16 protein-coding genes are annotated in these 16,135 nt (G+C 71.6%); 8 read left to right on the top strand and 8 right to left on the bottom strand.

The window, feature by feature from the left end; translation table 11 throughout:
• The first annotated feature begins 103 nt into the window (after positions 1-103).
• Together MicB006_RS08290 and MicB006_RS08285 are read left to right on the top strand one after the other, a co-directional pair.
• Complete coding sequence (locus tag MicB006_RS08290) at positions 104-1,252, top strand: helix-turn-helix domain-containing protein (protein ID WP_116505027.1); 1,149 nt, start codon at positions 104-106, stop codon at positions 1,250-1,252.
• A gap of 78 nt (positions 1,253-1,330) precedes the next feature.
• Positions 1,331-1,783, top strand: a complete 453-nt coding sequence (locus tag MicB006_RS08285; protein WP_116505025.1) for a GNAT family N-acetyltransferase — start codon at positions 1,331-1,333, stop codon at positions 1,781-1,783.
• A 76-nt stretch (positions 1,784-1,859) separates the two neighbouring features.
• Here MicB006_RS08285 and MicB006_RS08280 read toward each other — a convergent pair whose 3' ends face one another.
• Genes MicB006_RS08280 through MicB006_RS08265 form a run of 4 tightly spaced genes read right to left on the bottom strand, consistent with a single transcriptional unit; the run spans position 1,860 to position 9,478 of the window.
• Entirely contained in the window at positions 1,860-2,576 is a 717-nt protein-coding gene (locus MicB006_RS08280) for an ABC transporter ATP-binding protein (RefSeq protein WP_116505023.1), read from the bottom strand.
• On the bottom strand, positions 2,576-3,565 hold the full coding sequence (locus MicB006_RS08275) for an ABC transporter ATP-binding protein (protein ID WP_073830145.1): 990 nt from the start codon (positions 3,563-3,565) through the stop codon (positions 2,576-2,578). The genes MicB006_RS08280 and MicB006_RS08275 overlap by 1 nt, the downstream gene beginning before the upstream one ends.
• 1 nt (position 3,566) lies before the next feature.
• Positions 3,567-6,296, bottom strand: coding sequence for an FtsX-like permease family protein (locus MicB006_RS08270; protein WP_116505021.1), 2,730 nt, complete (start codon positions 6,294-6,296; stop codon positions 3,567-3,569).
• On the bottom strand, positions 6,293-9,478 hold the full coding sequence (locus MicB006_RS08265) for an FtsX-like permease family protein (protein ID WP_116505019.1): 3,186 nt from the start codon (positions 9,476-9,478) through the stop codon (positions 6,293-6,295). Before MicB006_RS08265 ends, MicB006_RS08270 begins: the two co-directional genes overlap by 4 nt.
• Before the next feature lie 421 nt (positions 9,479-9,899).
• Between MicB006_RS08265 and MicB006_RS08260 the strand changes: the two genes are divergently transcribed.
• Positions 9,900-11,660 (top strand): AIPR family protein, encoded by a 1,761-nt coding sequence (locus tag MicB006_RS08260; protein ID WP_161565913.1) that lies wholly within the window; start codon positions 9,900-9,902, stop codon positions 11,658-11,660.
• Positions 11,661-11,877: 217 nt separating this feature from the next.
• On the opposite strand, the gene MicB006_RS08255 is transcribed toward MicB006_RS08260, so the two are convergent.
• Together MicB006_RS08255 and MicB006_RS08250 are read right to left on the bottom strand one after the other, a co-directional pair.
• Positions 11,878-12,075 (bottom strand): DUF397 domain-containing protein, encoded by a 198-nt coding sequence (locus tag MicB006_RS08255; protein ID WP_116505015.1) that lies wholly within the window; start codon positions 12,073-12,075, stop codon positions 11,878-11,880.
• Entirely contained in the window at positions 12,065-12,946 is an 882-nt protein-coding gene (locus MicB006_RS08250; protein WP_116505013.1) for a helix-turn-helix transcriptional regulator, read from the bottom strand. The genes MicB006_RS08255 and MicB006_RS08250 overlap by 11 nt, the downstream gene beginning before the upstream one ends.
• 203 nt (positions 12,947-13,149) lie before the next feature.
• On the opposite strand from MicB006_RS08250, the gene MicB006_RS08245 reads away from it, so the two are divergent.
• From MicB006_RS08245 to MicB006_RS08235, 3 genes are read left to right on the top strand one after another with little or no spacing between them, the layout of a single operon-like run.
• A complete protein-coding gene (locus MicB006_RS08245) occupies positions 13,150-13,404 on the top strand; it encodes a hypothetical protein (RefSeq protein ID WP_116505011.1) in 255 nt (84 codons plus the stop codon).
• On the top strand, positions 13,401-13,664 hold the full coding sequence (locus MicB006_RS08240) for a DivIVA domain-containing protein (RefSeq protein ID WP_116505009.1): 264 nt from the start codon (positions 13,401-13,403) through the stop codon (positions 13,662-13,664). Before MicB006_RS08245 ends, MicB006_RS08240 begins: the two co-directional genes overlap by 4 nt.
• Positions 13,652-13,903: a hypothetical protein gene (locus tag MicB006_RS08235; protein ID WP_104114386.1), complete on the top strand. Its 252-nt coding sequence runs from the start codon at positions 13,652-13,654 to the stop codon at positions 13,901-13,903. Before MicB006_RS08240 ends, MicB006_RS08235 begins: the two co-directional genes overlap by 13 nt.
• 12 nt (positions 13,904-13,915) lie before the next feature.
• On the opposite strand, the gene ligD is transcribed toward MicB006_RS08235, so the two are convergent.
• The gene (gene ligD / locus MicB006_RS08230) at positions 13,916-14,941 is read right to left on the bottom strand and encodes a non-homologous end-joining DNA ligase (protein WP_116505008.1); all 1,026 of its coding nucleotides are present in this window, start codon (positions 14,939-14,941) and stop codon (positions 13,916-13,918) included.
• 47 nt (positions 14,942-14,988) lie between these two features.
• Between ligD and msrB the strand changes: the two genes are divergently transcribed.
• Positions 14,989-15,399: a peptide-methionine (R)-S-oxide reductase MsrB gene (msrB, locus tag MicB006_RS08225; protein ID WP_030503019.1), complete on the top strand. Its 411-nt coding sequence runs from the start codon at positions 14,989-14,991 to the stop codon at positions 15,397-15,399.
• Positions 15,400-15,407: 8 nt separating this feature from the next.
• Here msrB and MicB006_RS08220 read toward each other — a convergent pair whose 3' ends face one another.
• Positions 15,408-15,683, bottom strand: a complete 276-nt coding sequence (locus tag MicB006_RS08220) for an isoamylase early set domain-containing protein (RefSeq protein ID WP_030503018.1) — start codon at positions 15,681-15,683, stop codon at positions 15,408-15,410.
• A gap of 155 nt (positions 15,684-15,838) precedes the next feature.
• Between MicB006_RS08220 and MicB006_RS08215 the strand changes: the two genes are divergently transcribed.
• Entirely contained in the window at positions 15,839-16,099 is a 261-nt protein-coding gene (locus MicB006_RS08215; protein ID WP_116505006.1) for a Prokaryotic metallothionein, read from the top strand.
• Positions 16,100-16,135: the final 36 nt, after the last annotated feature.

Here is a 16,135-nt window from a genome sequence, read left to right as displayed (position 1 = left end):
TTGCGGTAACAACCAGGAGAGCAACCATCCGGCCGCCTCGGCTAGGGACCGGACGTCAACGCCCGCGCGGCCCGGTTGTGCCGCGACGACAACGGGAGGCGGCGTGACCCGGACCGGGAACGTCCCCACCTTCGGCGCGTTGCTGCGCGACCTGTCCGCCGATCCGGCCGCGGTCGACGAGGTGGCGCGGGCCGCCCGTGCGGACTCCCCCGAGGTGGCCCGGCTGCCCGCCGACGAGGTACGCCGCCAGGTCGTCCTGCTGCTGACCAGCGGCCTCGGGGCGCTGGAACGCCACGAGGATCCGGCCGGGCGGGACTTCGCCGAGGCACGCCGGCTGGGCGCGGACCGGGCCGCGCAGGGCGTCACGGTGGCCGGGCTGCTGCGCGGGGTGCAGGCCGGACGGGACCGGGCGGTGGAACTCGTGGTGCGGCACGGCCGGGCCGCCGGCATCGCCGACGAGGTGCTGCTGGAAGGGCTGCTCACCATCGGCCGGTACGCCGCGGCGGTGGAGCGGGCGGTGGTCGACGGGCACCGGGCGGCCGAACGGGACCTGCTCCGCACGGGCGCGGCGGCCCGAGTGCACCTGCTGCGGCGGCTGCTGCGCGACGGACCCGCCGGTACGCTCCCGGCCGAGCTGACCCGGTTCGGGCTGCGGCCGGACGGGCGCTACCACTGCCTGGTCGCCGCGCCGCCCGACCCGGTCCGGGCGCACGCCCTGCACCGGCAGCTCACCCGGCACGGCGGCCTGCTGGGCACCGTCGACGACCGGCTCGCCGGGCTGCTCCCGCGCCTGCCCGACGCCGCGCCGGCAGACCTGCTGACGCTTGTCGCGCCCGCGCAGCCGCTGGAGCGGGCCCCGGCCATGTACGCGCTCTGCCTGGCGGCCCTGGCCACCGCGGCCCACCGGCGGCTGGGCGGCCTGCGGCAGGTCACCGACCTGGCCGGGGAGACCGCGCTGGCCGCCCAGCCGGTCCTGGCCGAGCTGCTGCGGGCCGCCCTGCTCGGCGCGCTCGACCCGGCCGACGGCTTCCACCGGGAGCTCGCCGGCACCGCGCTCGCCTGGCTGCACCACGGCCAGCGGCTGGACCAGACCGCCGCCGCGCTGCACGTGCACCCGAACACGGTGCGCTACCGGCTGCGGCGGCTGCGGGAGCTGACCGGCGGGCCGCCGGTCGAGGAGGGCGCGCGGTGCACGGTGCCGGAGACCGTGCACTGGTGGTGGGCGCTGCGCAGCTGGCTGGACGGCGGCTGACGCCGCGCACCTCCTCGGCACCGGACCAGCCGGAAGCCCGGCCGACACCGGCACGAGGGGCTGTGCCAGGCTGGCCCGGTGACCGAGGTGATCTTCCGGGAGGCGGTCCGCGCCGACCTGCCCGCCGTGCTCGCGCTGCTCGCCGACGACGTGCTGGGGCGTACCCGTGACCTGCCCGAGGTGGACGAGGCGTACGAGCGGGCGTTCGCCGACCTCGACGCCGATCCGCGCAACGAGCTGATCGTCGCCGACGACGACGGGGAGCTGGTCGGCTGCTTCCAGCTCACGTACATCCCCGGGCTGGGGCGGCACGGCGCCGAGCGATGCCTGATCGAGTCCGTGCGGGTCCGCTCCGACCGGCGCGGCCGTGGGCTGGGCGGGACGATGATGCGCTGGGCGATCGACCGGGCCCGGGAGCGTGGCTGTGCGCTGGTGCAGCTCACCACCGACAAGCAGCGCGCCGACGCGCACCGGTTCTACCGCGACCTCGGCTTCGTGGCCAGCCACGAGGGCATGAAGCTGGCGCTCTGACCGGCCTGCGACCCGGCACCGGGACGTGATCAGGTACCGGGCCGCCACCCGAAGGCGCGCGGCCCGGTCACCCGGGTCAGTCCTCCGGCGCCAGCCGGCCGTCGCGCAGCGTCAGCGTCCGGTCGGCCATCTCGATCAGCGCCGGATCGTGCGTGGCCACCAGGGCGGTCATCCCCCGGGCATGCACCACGGCCCGGAGCAGGTCCATGATCAACCGCCCGGTCTCGGAGTCGAGCTGACCGGTCGGCTCGTCGGCGATCAGCAGGTCCGGCTCGTTCGCCAGCGCCCGGGCCACCGCCACCCGCTGCTGCTGCCCGCCGGACAGCTCGTACGGGCGCTGCGCCGCGTGCCCGCCCAGCCCGACCAGCTCCAGCAGCACCGCCACCCGCTGCTCCCGCTCGGCCGCCGGCACCTTGGCCAGCCGCAACGGCACCCCCACGTTCTCCGCCGCGGACAGGATCGGCACCAGGCCGAACGTCTGGAACACGAACCCGATCGTGCCCCGGCGCAACGCCAGCAGCTCCCGCTCGCCCGCCGCGGTGACCTCGTGCCCGGCCACCCGGATAAGGCCGGAGTCCGGCCGGTCCAGGCCGCCGACCAGGTTCAGCAGCGTGGTCTTGCCGGCGCCGGAGCGGCCCCGCACCGCGACCAGCTCGCCGCGCCGGGCGGTGAAGGAGACGTCCTGTACGGCGTGCACGGCGTGCTCGCCCTTGCCGAAGGTGCGGCTCACCCCCTCGACCTGGACCACGTCCTCCACTGCCGTCGCCGGCAGCACCACTGTCTGGTCGGTCATCACTCACTCTCCTCGGCGTGCGTCCGGTCGCCGGGGCGCACCTCGACGTGGTCGGGTTCCAGGTTGAGCCGGACCCGGTCACGCAGCGACAACGCCTCCACGAACTGCGCCGGCAGTTGCATCCGGCCGGTGCGGTCCAGCACCGCGTACTCCTCGCTGACCATCTCGGTGCCGCCGTCGGCGGTGACGCGCGCGGTCCGGCGTACCTCGGAGGCGGTCCGGCCGTCGCGGATCGCGACGGTACGGCGGACCTGGCCGGCCACGGCGTGGTCGTGGGTGACCACCACGATGGTGACCCCCAGCTCGGCGTTGATGGTGCGCAGCGCGGCGAACACCTCGGCGCCGGTGGCCTCGTCCAGCTCACCCGTCGGCTCGTCGGCGAAGAGGATCTCCGGGTCGTTCGCGACCGCCACGGCGACCGCGCAGCGCTGCTGCTCGCCGCCGCTCATCTGGCCCGGCCGGCGGTCCGCGCAGTAGCCGACGCCGACCATGTCCAGCAGCTCGCGGGCCCGCTCCCGCCGCTTGCGCCGCCCGCCGGCCCGCCCGGCCAGCTTCATCGGCAGCTCCACGTTCTCCAGCGCGGTCAGGTACGGCAGCAGGTTGCGGCCGGTCTGCTGCCAGATGAACCCGACCACCTCCCGCCGGTAGGCCAGCCGTCGCTTGTTCGACAGCGACAGCAGGTCGTAGTCGGCGACCCGGGCGATGCCGGCGGTCGGCGTGTCCAGGCCGGACAGGATGTTCAGCAGCGTCGACTTGCCGGAGCCGGAGGCGCCGACGATCGCGACCAGCTCACCCCGGTCGATGACCAGGTCGAGGCCCTGCAGGGCGACGACCTCGACGCCCTCGGTCTTGAAGATGCGCACCAGGCCGTCGCAGACGATGTGCCCGCGCAACCGGTCGCGTCCTCCGGCCCGTTGCGCGGCCCGTTCGGCCGCGCGCTGTTGCAGGGACGCCAGATCCGGCACGGACGCCTCGGCGGTCGCGGTCATCTCAGCTCTCCTCTCCGAGCCGCAGCACCTCACCGAGGCGCATCCGGCGGTTGTTCACGGCCTCCACGGCGATCGCGAAGCCCAGGGCCACCATGGCCAGGACCGACACCCCGGCGACCAGGCCGGGTTCGAAACGCGGGCGTACGTCCACGCCGCCGGTGAACGCGGGCAACCCGAGCACCGGCGTGAGCAGCAGCGGCAGCAACGCGCCGACGACCGCCCCGGTGAGCACCGACACCAGCACCAGCGGGGTCAGCTCGACCATCAGCATGCCGCGCCACTGCCGGCGGGACAGGCCCATGGTGCGCAGCCGGGACAGCACCTGCCCGCGCGAACGGGCCCCGGCGAGCACCGCGAGCGCGAGCCCGAGCAGCCCCAGCACCGCGCCGCCCCCGGCGCCGAGCGCGAAGCCGAACACCAGCAGGCCGTTCACGCCGGTGCCGCCCAGGTCGGCGCGGACAGCGGAGCGGGTGGTGACCTCCGGGGCGCGGGCCTTGTCCCCGGCCTCGACCCCGCCGATGCGCAGGTAGCGGTTCTGCCCCTCACGCGCGACCCGGTCCACCTCGGCGGCGTCCACGCCCGCGCCGGCCAGCACGAACCCGGTGGGCGCGAGCTGGTGCGGCGCGTCGGCCGGCAACGCCGGCCACGGCAGCACCACGAACCGGCGTACGCCCTTGTCGACCAGGGCGAACTCGTCGACGGTGGCGGCGGTCCGCACCGGCAGCCGGTTGCCCTGCACGTCCAGCCAGGCGGGCCGGTCACCCTGGGCGTCGGCGAGCCCGGCGTCGGCCAGCTCGTCGGCGACCGCCGGGGACACCAGCGCCGGCAGCGGCGTGCTCCCGTCGGCGCGGGCCCGTACCGGGTCGGGCACGCTCACCGGTACACCGGCCCGGCGCGCCACCTCGGCGAACTGCTGCCCGTCCACGAGCACCACGCGCAGCTCGGTGATCGGCGCGGGGCGGCCGGCACGGTCGGCGTACGGGCGCTCGGCCGGCACCGTGAGCAGCGGCGCGACAGCGCGTACCCCGGGCAGCTCAGCCAGTTTCTCCGCGGTGTCCGGCGTGAAGCGCTCCCCGCGTACCAGCAGGTCACCCGGCACGGCCTGGGCGGCGGCGGTGTCCCGGCCGGTCTCGATGCCGGTCGCCACCACGCCGCAGAACGCGGCGGTGGCCACGGCCAGCACCACCACGACCAGCGGCCCGGTGCTCGCGGCCCGGCCCGCGCGGGCGGCGCCGAGGAACGCGACGCTGCCGCGCGCCCGGGCCGCGACGCGGCTGAGCAGCCGCAACGGCCAGGGGTACGCGCGCAGCGCCACCAGCGCCGCCGCGATCGCCAGCAGCACCGGCACGGACACCAGCAGCGGATCCACCGAACCGGCGGTGAGCCCGCGGCGGCGCAGCAGGAACGCGCCGAGCACGGCGAGCCCGAGCACCGCCACCTCGACGGTGAGCCGGACGGCGGGCGACCGGCCGCCGAGGTCGGAGCGGCCACCGGCGCGGCGGCCGACCGCGAGCGCGGCGAGTGGCGGCAACAGCGTGGCCAGCAGCCCGGCGATCAGCACCCAGAGCCACGGCGACCCGGTGCCGGGCAGCAGCCCGCCGAGCAGCCAGCCGATCCCGGCCGCGGCCGGCAGCACCAGCACCGACTCGGCCAGACCGCGCCGCAGCACGTCACCGGTCGAGCCGCCGCGCGCCCGGATCAGGTGGAACTCGGCGCGGCGGCGGCGCGCGGCCAGCCGGGCGGCCAGCAGCGTCAGCCCGGCCAGCGTGGCGAGCAGCCCGGCGGCGATGACCGCGAGCAGGGTACGCGCGGCGGCCAGCGAGTCGGCGAAGCGCCGCAGCGGGATGTCCGCGCCCTGGCTGAGGGTCATCTTGACTTCAGTGGGCAGGGCTCGCTCCAGCCCGTCGACACCGGCGATCAACGCGTCGAGGCGGCCCGGTTCGAGCCGGTCCGGGGCGATCCGGTACCGCCAGCCGAAGGTCACCGGCCACTTCCGGGCGGTGATCGAGTTCAGGCCCGCGTCGGCGGTGTACGCAACGGCCACGAACGGGTCGCCGTCGCCTTCGGGCGGGCTGAGCTTCAGCATCGACGGCAGCGTGTCCCAGACACCGCCGGCCGGGTCGTTCGGCCGCCACACGCCGACGAGGTCGACCGGGCGGGAGTTGAGCACGTTGTTGTCGCCGTCCAGCAGCGAGAGGCGGAACCTGTCGCCGGCCGCGACGCCCAGCCTGGTGGCGATCGTCTCGGCGAGCGTCTCCTCGATCGCGCCGGCCGGGGTGACACCGCGTTCCGGCCACCGCCCGTCGACCAGGGTGGCCGCCTCCCGGATGCCGGTGCCGGCGCGCAGGTGCAGGTCGATCAGCCCTTTGTCGTCGCTCAGGGTCGGACCGCGCAACCGCCCGGGTACGGTCTGCGCCGCGAACCAGCGCTCGCCGATCGTGTCGCGCACCTCGGCGGGCATCTTCTCCTCGACCGCCGCGAGCAGGGCTCCCCGGCTGGCGACGACGGGCTGCTCCGAGGCGGGCACGACGTCCGGCGCGGTGCTGTACGTGAGGTCCCGGCGGGCCACCGGCTGACCGGCGACGTACTCGGTGAGCCCCTGCCCGGTCAGCCGGTCGGCGACCCGGGGCACCCCGGTGATCAACAGCGCGGTCACCAGGGTCAGGACGGCGAGCAGCAGGAACTGCCCTCCGTATGCGCGGACCCGGCGCGCGGCACCAGGAAGGCTCATCGTTCTCCTCCGATCCGGAGCTGCGCGGCGGCGACCCGCTGGCGGATGCCGGTGGTGATGACGGCGGCGAAGGCGAGCGCGGCGAGCAGCAGCCCGGCGGCGGTCGCCCCGATCGGCACCCAGGGCACTGTGAAGACCGCCTCGGGCACCGGCCGTCCGGCGGCCGGGGTGAGGATCACCAGCGGCACCATGGTGGCCGCGACGAGGGCGCCGACAAGCAGCCCGACGCCGACTCCGATCGCGGCCAGGAAGCCCTGCTCGGCGAGGTAGGCGCGGGCCAGCAGCCGGGTGTTCGCGCCGAGCGTGTTGAACACGGCCAGTTCGGTGAGCCTCCGCCGGGTCGTGGCCCACACGTCGACCGCCAGGCCGACCAGCGCCAGCAGCACCGACCCGAGCGCGGCGGCGAGCAGCCCGGTGCGGGCGCCCTGCCAGTACGGGTCCCCCGCGGCTTCCTCCGCCACGCGCTGCCGGTCCAGCAGCACCGTGCCGCCGACAGTGGCGAGGGCCTCGGTCGCGGCGGCATGCCCGCCCGGCGTGGTACGCAGCCACCACTCGGCCACCGGCCGTACGCCTCCGCTGCGCTCCAGCAACTGGGTGCCGGCGGTGGGCAGGTCCAGCAGCACGCCGTCGCCACCGGTGCCGGGGATCGCGGCGACCTGGCCGACCACTGTGGCCTCCACCGTCACCTCGGAGACCGACAGCTTGACGGTGTCACCCGTCTTCACGCTCAGCGCGGCGGCGACCCCCGGTGTGATCAGCACCGGCACCGGCGGGTCCTCGGCCATGGGCACCACGGCGAACCGGGACGAGGGCACCCGGGCGAACTGCAACAGCCCTGCGGGCACGTCGAAGCCCTGCGTCGCGTCCACCTCGGTGGGGGTGGCCCGGGCGTCCCGGCGTGGCCCGCTGCCCGGGTCGATCACCCGCCAGGCCCCCTCCACCGGCAACGGCAGCGCCGCGCCGCCGCCGTCGGTGAGCCGCATGTCGCTGAGCAGCAGCCGGTACGAGCTGCCGGTGGCGTCGCCGCCGTCGGCCTCGAAACCGGTCAGACGCAGCGGAGCGCCGCCGGTGTCGGGCAGCGGCACGGAGAAACGCACCGGCCGCCCCTCGCCGCCGGCCTCGGCCAGCCGGACCCGCCAGGTGGCCCCGGCGTCGGTGGCGAACAGCGCGGTCACCGCGACGCGCGGCCGGTCGTACATGCTCTCCACTGGAGTGCGGACGGTGCCGGAGAACGTCTTCGCCCCGGCCGGCAGGACACCGCCGACCGGTTCGGCCCGGCCGTCCGCGAGCCGGTCCAGCAGGGCCGCGGTGGACGCCCCGCCGTCGGCGTCGTCGAGCCGGATCATCCCCTTCGCGGCGGCGGCGTCCAGGGCCACCACCGTCGCCGGCCGGGCCTCGCGGCCCAGGCGCACGTCGTCGCGCCAGGCGGGCAGCACCCGGTCGACCCCGGGCACGGCGGCCAGCTGGGCGGCCCGGTCGGCCGGGGCAGTGCCGTCCCGTTCGGTCAGCCGCAGGTCCGTGCCGACCGTGTGCTGCGACTGGTCGCGCTGCGAGCGTTCCCAGGAGGCGACGAGCGACCACGCGAGCGTGCTGCCGCCGACGGCGAGCGCGAGCAGCAGCACCGGGCCGGCGTGCGGGCGACGCCCCGCCTGCCACATGCCGAACATGGTGGCGTTCCACGGCCGGCGGTCGACGAAGCGTTCCGCGATCCGGGTGGTCGGCGGCAGCAGCCGCAGCGCGATCACCGCGCCGGCCAGCACGCCGATCGTGGGCGCGGCGGCCAGCAGCGGGTCGATGCCGAGGCTGCCGTTCGCGCCGGCCAGCGGCGAGGAGTACTGCCGCAACTGGGTCCAGGCGAGCACGGCGAGCGCCACCAGCACCACGTCCACGCTGGCGCGCTGCACGGCAGCGCTGCGGGACGGGCGGGACCGGGCCGCCATGTCGGCGACGTAGGTGCCGGCCCGGCGCAACGCCGGCAGCACCATGGCGAGCAGGCAGCCGACCGCCGCGCCCACCGCGACCACCCAGACCCGGGCCAGGTCACCGTCGGCCAGCCGCAGGTCCGCGCCGAGATACCGGACCGCCTGCCCGGTCAGCGCCGGAGCCAGCAGCAGCGCCGGCGCCACCACGAGCGTGGCCTCGCGTACGGCGAATCCGGCGATCTGCCGGCGTGCGGCGCCCCGGGCCCGCAGCAGCGCGGTCTGCGCCCGCCGGTCCTCGTTGAGCAGCGCGGCCACCAGCACCAGCGCGTACCCGCCGAGCACGACGATCAGCAGCAGCGGGGTGAGCAGCGCGGAGCGGCCCACCAGGTCGGCCCGGCCCAGCCGGTCCACCAGCCGGTCCAGGTGGCTGACCTGCTGCGTCGAGGAGCCCAGGCCGGTGGCCTCGGGCAGCTTCTCGGTGATCTCGTTCAGCGCTGTGGTGACGGCCGGCAACCGGGCCGGCTCGACGGCCACCAGGTCGGGGTCCACCAGCCAGGCCGCCGAGTTGGAGCCGGGGAAGGTACGGGCGAAGTCGGCCGGGTCGAGCGCGAACGGCCCGTACGAGCTGACCTCCGCGTCGCCCTGGCTCTCCCCCACCCCCGGGGCGAGCCGCCAGTACGCCTCGGTCACGTCCCGGGGCCGCCACGTGCCGGCGATCACCACCGTGCTGGCCCGCTCCGCGCCCCGGTCGTACAGCGGCACCCGCTCGCCGACCTCCAGGCTCAGTTGCGCGGCCACCGTCTCCGGCAACGTCACCTGCAGCGGGTTGCTGCCGGGCACCGGCCACGCCCCGGCGGTCAGCTCGGCGTGCGCCGGCAGGTCGTCGAGCGTGGCCAGGTTGGCGAACATCGGGTCGTCGTCGGTGCGGGCGGCGCCCACGTCACCGGTCAGCTCCCGCCCGGTGCCGGACCGGATCCCGGCCACCGTGACCGGCGCCCCGCCCAGCCCGTTCGCGAACTGTGCCCGTACCGCCCGGTCCCGCTCGGCGTACGCGGCGGCGTCGGCGCCACCGGAGCCGCTGATCAGCAGGCTGCGCTCCTCCGCCGGGGCGGCGTCGAGCACCGCCCGGGCGCCCGCGTCCACCGCCCGGCGGTTGTAGTCGGAGAGCCCGGTGACCAACGCGACCGCGACGAGTGCCGCGACAGCGGCGGCGAGCAGCAGCCCACGGGCCTCTACCGCCCGCCTCCACACCAGCTTCATCCGACGTCCTCTCCTGGCCCCGGCGGGCCGATGCCGAGAGAGAGCAGTGACGCCCACGAAAAGGTTCGCGCCCGTTACATGATCGTTATCGGTCCCCTTCCAACCCCGGGACCGGAGGGACCCCGGTAGACGCATGTCACGTGACCGTGCAGCTCAGCGAAGCCCACCGGAACCTCCCGGTCGTCGGCAACCTTGGTGGCTGCTTGTGGGCAAGGCAAGCCTTCGGTCGCTGCGGCGGCGACCGCCGGCCCTGACCACCCCGTTCGCACCCTCCCGCACGAAAAGGGGACCTTCGCCGGCAGACCGGACAACACGACAAGGCCCTCAACTGCTCCAGACAGTCGAGGACAAAAAACGCAGCTAAGCTGCTGGGCCTGCAAACCCATCGCTAGAACAGTCGATCTCCTGACGGAGGATCATGATGAGCAGGCAGGACCAGGCCCTCCCCGGTTGGCTGGCGGACTACGACGCCTTTTCCACCCATCTTGACGAGCAACTCATTGACGAAACCTCCCACGGCAAGGGCTTGCGTTTCGTCAGTTTCGCGCTAGCCGTCCTGCCATGGAACCCGGCCACGAACGGCTTCGACGGTTTCGAGTTGAACTCGCGCTTGAGTCACGACAAAGGCGTTGATATCCTGACTGCTGCCAACGAGATCGGTCAACAGCTTCTAGTCCAGTCAAAGTTCCGAATGCGCAGAACTGAAGAGATAGACGCCGTAATTAGCCAGTTTGAAAGCTATGAGGCAGAATTCACGGCGAAGCAAAAACCGCGGCAGTACACGCTTTTCGACGTTCCGGGTTCAATCGACGCAACCCTCCCCAAGTACCTGATAGTCACAGCCTCCAAGCTCGATAACTTGATGCGGCTATACAAGGATTCACACCGGAGCTCTCGGCCATTCTTTGACAGGCTGACAGACGAAGGAAGAATCACCTTCGTTGACGGAACCGAAATTCTTCGCACCCTAAAGTCCACCTATCGCAAGGCGTTCGAGGTGCCTGCCGAATTTGAGATTCAGGCAGCATCCGAATGGCTTGAGTACCGAACAGTGCGACTGGGAATCGTCGCCGGAGCGGAACTGGTCCGTCTCTACGATACGCATGGAGACGGACTCTTTTTCGAGAACATCCGAACATTTTTGGGCCTAGGACGAAATCAGGAACGCGAGTCAGTCAATCGGCGGATCGTAAAGACGGTAGAAGAGCAGCCGGAGCGAATGCTGGAAAGAAATAATGGCATAACGATTCGAGCAAGCCGGGTCCGCAAGACAAAGGCAGGCGCCTTAAGGCTAGAGAATGCATCAATCGTGAATGGCTGCCAAACAACGATGTGCCTAGTTACCAGGCGAGAAGTTGTCGGCACTGAGGTGCTCGTACCCGTAAAGGTAGTAGAGTCGGACGATCTATGGGAGGTCGCACGCTCTGCGAATTATCAGAACCGGGTACGGCAGATTGACCTAGATCTCGCAAAGTACTTGCGACCTCAACTGGTCCAGAGGGCCGCCGCTCGCATGGGCGTATCGGTTCAACCGGACGCCGCGCACGGCGTGAATGATTTAATTGCAACCATCAGCAGCACTCAGGTGACTTACGAGGAGACCAAAGCGCTATATAAGGGTGTTTTCAGCACGCGGCCGACCAACATTTTTGACAACAACTACAGCAGTCTCCTCACAGCGGTACTAGATGTCGTATACGAGCACGAGGAGATGTCACAAGAAATCTTCTCAGCACTATTCGTGCTGAGCGGAGTTGGTCAGCGAGGACGAGAAGAGGGCGCAAGGGTCTATCCCGAGTCGGAGAATAGGTACTTCCAGCGCTTCAGAAAACCCGAATACAGCGCATACATTACGCTCCTTGCGGCCGGCGTCGTAAACTCGATGAACCTAGCAGACAGGCAAAGCGATCCAATCAACGAGGCCGGCCGAATTCTTGACTTTTTGCGACAAGCGCGCGACTGCGCAGAGCATCGACCTACAGACTTTGTCGAAGCATATCTGATGGCATACGAAGTACTGTCCGAGACGGGATTGGGCTCCATCACCGACGAATCAGGCGATGCGCTAATATCTCAGGATCTACACAAGAAGATTCTCAGCACACCGTACGACACGTACTACAAGGCGCTGCGGATGCGGCTGCAAAGAGAAAAGGCCAGGAGAGACCGAGGCGGCTCGTAAAATCACGAGTGAGTCGATCAGCACCCCCTAAACCCGCAGCCTCGAACTTGCTCGAGATGAAAAGTAATTCAAAACGCTCCTGCGGCCAACCGCACTAGAGTTACGCCCACCCGCAACCTCGGGGGCCGCCTGGCTAAGTTTCGCGGGCTCGCTACCTTGCCCGACCCACACGAACAGCGGGTGGTGCCGGCACTCCGGCACCACCCGCTGCTGCAGCTCAGCCGTGGTCGGCCAGCCAGCCCATGCGAACCGCCTTGACGAACCGGGTCCAGGCCGTCGGGTCGAAGCTCAGCGCCGGCCCCTGCCGATCCTTGGTGTCCCGCACGCCAACCGCGTCGGCGAAACCGGCAACTTCGACGCAGTTGCCCTCACCGCCGGATCGGGACGACTTGCGCCATACCCCGTCACGTCCCATCGGTCATCTCCTTAGCGATCGTCGTCATCAGCTCACGGGACCCGTCCGCATCGAGCGCCCGCTCGCCGATCGAGCGCCAGGCATCCTCGTAGGTCTGGATCTCGTGGGCCTTGTCAAGGTAGGCGGCACCGCAAGGGCCGTCCATGTAGATGGTGGTCGGCTCCGGCTCACGCACTTCGGTCGGGAAGTCGAGCATCGTGAAGGTTCCCGCTGCGGCCCAGCGGTAGAGCCCAGCGCTCAGTGGGAGCACCCGAATCCGGACGTTGTACTGCCGGCTCGCCACCAGCAGGGCATCGAGTTGCCTACCCATCGCCGCCCGGTCGTGCAGCGGTCGACGGAGCACCGCCTCGTTGAGGATCACATCAAGATAGGGAGCCCGAGGCACCGCACGCGCCAGCAAGCGCTGTCGCCGCAGTCGAACCTGAGCCTTGGCCTGCCGCTCGTGCTCACTCAACTGCGGGTTGTCGGTGGCGATGACCTCGGTCATGTACTCGACCGTTTGCAGCAGGCCCGGCACGAGATTCGTTTCGTAGTGGCGAATCTTCGTCGCTGCGGCTTCCAGGCCCACGTACAGCTTGAACCAATCCTTGATTGCCTCCCCGTAGCTGTGCCACCAACCGTGCGCCTTGGTTTCCCGGGCCAGAGCGCGCATGGTTTCGATGGTTTCTCGCGACGCGCCGTAAACGCGGCACATGGCCTCCACGTCGTTCGGGTGCATCGGCACCTGGCCCGTTTCGTAACGCCAGATCCGGGGCGCCGACCATTCCAGTTCCTTGGCCGCCGCGGTCACCGTGACGTGCGCGCCTTCGCGAAGTTCTCTCAGATATCTGCCGAGCTGCCTACGCGGGACGGTGCTTCCCGAGTCGTCCACGTCATCTCCTTTGGTGTTGTCGCGTAAGGCACCTCATCCCTTGGTCTGCATTCTGCCGCGAAAGATTGCCCCGGGCCAGAGGTGAATTGACCATTGTGGTGCCCGCCGGGGACGCGGCGGGTTTCGCGGGGACGGATGCCTTTCCCCGAAACCTCATCCCGGCATCCGTCCCCGCACCCGGCGTCGATCCACAAAGGAGAGCCATGGACTCGATCGATCGTATCCTCGGCGACATTCCGCTTCCGCCCTACGTCACCGCCGAGGATGTCGCCTTCGCGGTCCGGGCGATCACCGTGCACGCCCCCGAGCAGTGGCCCGAGGGACCGCGCTGTCGCAACGACCGGGCGCCCCACCCGTGCCGATTGCACCGCTGGGGCCGGCGGGTGCTCGACCAGCGCGGGCTCACCGACCGGCAGATCCGCGCGCTCGTCGCCGAGCAGACGGCGCCCGCGCGGTGATCTACGTGACCGGGGAACGCCTGCTCCCGCACCACGTCCGCGCCGCCTTCTTTGACCGGCGCTGGCGCGGCCTCGACCCCACCCAGGTGCGCGACCACCTCGACCGGGTGGCCGACGAACTCGAACGCCTGAGCCGTGAGCTGGTCACTACGCGGACCGAGGCCGAGCGCGTCCGCCAGGCGCTGCGGCAGTGGCAGTCCCAGCATCGCGCCTGCCGTCTCCGCGACCCGGACGCCCCGCCGGGCGGATGGCCCCGATGACGGCACAGCGCTGGATCATCCACCTGCCCACCACGCTGACCAGCGCCGACGAGGCGGCTGCCCTCGCGGTGACGTTGCGCGACTCGCTCGGCCACGTCACCGTCATCGACTTCGGCGAGACCACGCTGAGCGAGGAGGACAGCCAGTTCGTGCGTACCCGGGTCTGGTGCGACGCCCGGCTCGACGGCGCCGGCCGGTGCGGCCACCTCAACGACCATGACGGCCCGTGCGCGGCGTGAGCGCGGCGAGCGTCAGGGGCGAGGGCGGTCGCGGTCCTTCGACGGCTGGACCCGCTTCGGCTCACCGGGCATCTTCGGGTACTCCGGCGGGTACGGCATGTCGCCCAACCCATCTGCGGCATCCCGCTCGGCCCACTCCAGCAGCGGCGTGATGTCCCACGGGGTGTCGTCGATGCCGGCGTGCGGGTCGCCGCGCTCGGCGAACCGGGCCGGCACCGTGCCCAGGTGGAAGTCGTCCGGGTCGACCTGGGGTAGTTCGTCCCAGTCGACGGGGGTGGAGACGGTGGCGCGGGCGTTGGCGCGCAGCGAGTACGCACAGGCGATGGTGCGGTCCCGCGCCGTCTGGTTGAAGTCGACGAAGACCCGTTCGCCCCGTTCCTCCTTCCACCAGGCGGTGGTGACCAGCTCGGGGCGGCGTCGTTCCAGCTCGCGGGCCAGCGCGATGGTGGCGCGGCGTACCTCCACGAACGTCCAGCGCGGCTGGATGCGCAGGTAGACGTGCACGCCCCGGCCACCGGAGGTCTTCGGCCAGCCGGGCACGCCCAGCTCGTCCAGCAGGCCGCGCAGCTCACCGGCGGCGGTCACCGCGTCGGCAAAGTCGGTGCCCGGCTGCGGGTCGAGGTCGACGCGCAGCTCGTCGGGGCGGTCGGTGTCGGCGGCGCGCACCGGCCACGGGTGGAACACGACGGTGCCCATCTGCGCCGCCCAGGCCACGTGCGCCAGGTCGGCGGGGCACAGTTCGTCGGCCGGACGGCCGCTGGGGAAGGCGATCCGCGCGGTGCGGACCCACGGGGGTACGCCCCGCTGCGGCACCCGCTTCTGGAAGAACATCTCCCCCTCGATGCCGTCGGGGAAGCGCTGGAGCGTGGTCGGCCGGTCCCGCAGGGCGCGCATGATCCCGTCGCCGACGGCCAGGTAGTAGCGGAAGACGTCGGCCTTGGTGAAGCCCCGCTGGGGAAAGATCACCCGGTCGGGGCTGCTCAGCCGCACCGTGTGCCCGGCTACCTCGATCTCCTCGACCGTGCCCTTGCCCGCCATCACGCGACCATATGCGATGCCACCGACAGCCGACGTACCGTGAAGGGGTGAGTCTTTCCGACAACGAACTGCCCCGTACCGAGGACGAATGGCGCGTGCGGCTGAGCCCCGAGGAGTTCCGGGTGCTCCGCGAGGCCGGCACCGAGGCGCCCTGGACCGGTGAGTACGTCGACACCAAGACCCCCGGCGTCTACCACTGCCGGGCCTGCGGGCTGGAACTGTTCCGCAGCGAGGACAAGTTCGACTCGCACTGCGGGTGGCCGAGCTTCGACGACGCCATCCCGGGCGCGGTCAAGGAGATCCCGGACAACACGCTCGGGATGCGCCGTATCGAGATCCGCTGCGCGCGCTGCGACAGCCACCTCGGGCACGTCTTCGAGGGTGAAGGTTTCACTCCGAAGGACACCCGGCACTGCGTCAACTCGATCTCGGTGCGGCTGGAGCCCAGCGCCGGCTGACGGCGGCGTCACAGCCGCAGCAGGCCGCCGGCCTCATCCACCCGGTCGGCGGCCTCGTCGTCCAGCCACACGCCGCCGGTGGCCAGGTAGCGGAAGCGGTACTCCCCCGGCTTCAAGCGGACCGTCACGGTACGAGTGCCGTCGCGGCGCGGCACCAGCTCGTGCCGGCCGGGCTCCCAACCGTTGAAGCAGCCGACCACGCTGACCGTGCCGGCCGGGGTGTCCCGGGGCAGCGAGAACGTCACCCGGGTCTGGTTGCCGAAGAGCTTGTTGCGCTTGATCACGAATCCTCCGGGGATTTTCGGCGGTCACATCAGTCAACGCGCGACACGCCGGGAGCGACTCGCCGTAGGGCCGGATCAGGTTCGCCCGTTCCGGTTGCCCGATGGTGTCGTCTGCGCGACTCTCGGATGACAGGTCCGTTTTCGGGGGGTTTCGCATGGCAACCTGCGAGGTTTGCGGTAACGACTACTGGATGGCGTTCGAGGTGCGCACCGTCGACGGGGCACGGCACACGTTCGACTGCTTCGAGTGCGCGGTGCACAAGATGGCGCCGATCTGCGAGCACTGCCAGATCAAGATCGTCGGGCACGGCGTCGAGGTCTCCGGCCGCTTCTTCTGCTGCGCCCACTGCGCCCGCGCCGTCGAGGGCGAGCAGGGCGCCGAGGTACGCGACGCGGTCGGCGCCCGCCCCGCCTGACGCGAGCGCTCCCCGGGGCGCAACAGGCGTCGATCT

This window comes from Micromonospora sp. B006 (assembly GCF_003408515.1).
In the GTDB taxonomy this organism is placed as follows: domain Bacteria; phylum Actinomycetota; class Actinomycetes; order Mycobacteriales; family Micromonosporaceae; genus Micromonospora; species Micromonospora echinospora_A.
The sequence above is the reverse complement of the archived record's forward strand: the minus strand, read 5'-3'. Positions and strand labels throughout refer to the sequence as shown.

Excerpts from the sequence above, each read along its gene's own strand:
- MicB006_RS08280 (WP_116505023.1), bottom strand. The coding sequence starts at position 2,576 with ATGACCGACCAGACAGTGGTGCTGCCGGCGACGGCAGTGGAGGACGTG.
- MicB006_RS08275 (WP_073830145.1), bottom strand. The coding sequence starts at position 3,565 with ATGACCGCGACCGCCGAGGCGTCCGTGCCGGATCTGGCGTCCCTGCAA.
- MicB006_RS08270 (WP_116505021.1), bottom strand. The coding sequence starts at position 6,296 with ATGAGCCTTCCTGGTGCCGCGCGCCGGGTCCGCGCATACGGAGGGCAG.
- MicB006_RS08265 (WP_116505019.1), bottom strand. The coding sequence starts at position 9,478 with ATGAAGCTGGTGTGGAGGCGGGCGGTAGAGGCCCGTGGGCTGCTGCTC.
- MicB006_RS08260 (WP_161565913.1), top strand. The coding sequence starts at position 9,900 with ATGAGCAGGCAGGACCAGGCCCTCCCCGGTTGGCTGGCGGACTACGAC.
- MicB006_RS08255 (WP_116505015.1), bottom strand. The coding sequence starts at position 12,075 with ATGGGACGTGACGGGGTATGGCGCAAGTCGTCCCGATCCGGCGGTGAG.
- MicB006_RS08245 (WP_116505011.1), top strand. The coding sequence starts at position 13,150 with ATGGACTCGATCGATCGTATCCTCGGCGACATTCCGCTTCCGCCCTAC.
- MicB006_RS08235 (WP_104114386.1), top strand. The coding sequence starts at position 13,652 with ATGGCCCCGATGACGGCACAGCGCTGGATCATCCACCTGCCCACCACG.
- ligD (WP_116505008.1), bottom strand. The coding sequence starts at position 14,941 with ATGGCGGGCAAGGGCACGGTCGAGGAGATCGAGGTAGCCGGGCACACG.
- MicB006_RS08215 (WP_116505006.1), top strand. The coding sequence starts at position 15,839 with ATGGCAACCTGCGAGGTTTGCGGTAACGACTACTGGATGGCGTTCGAG.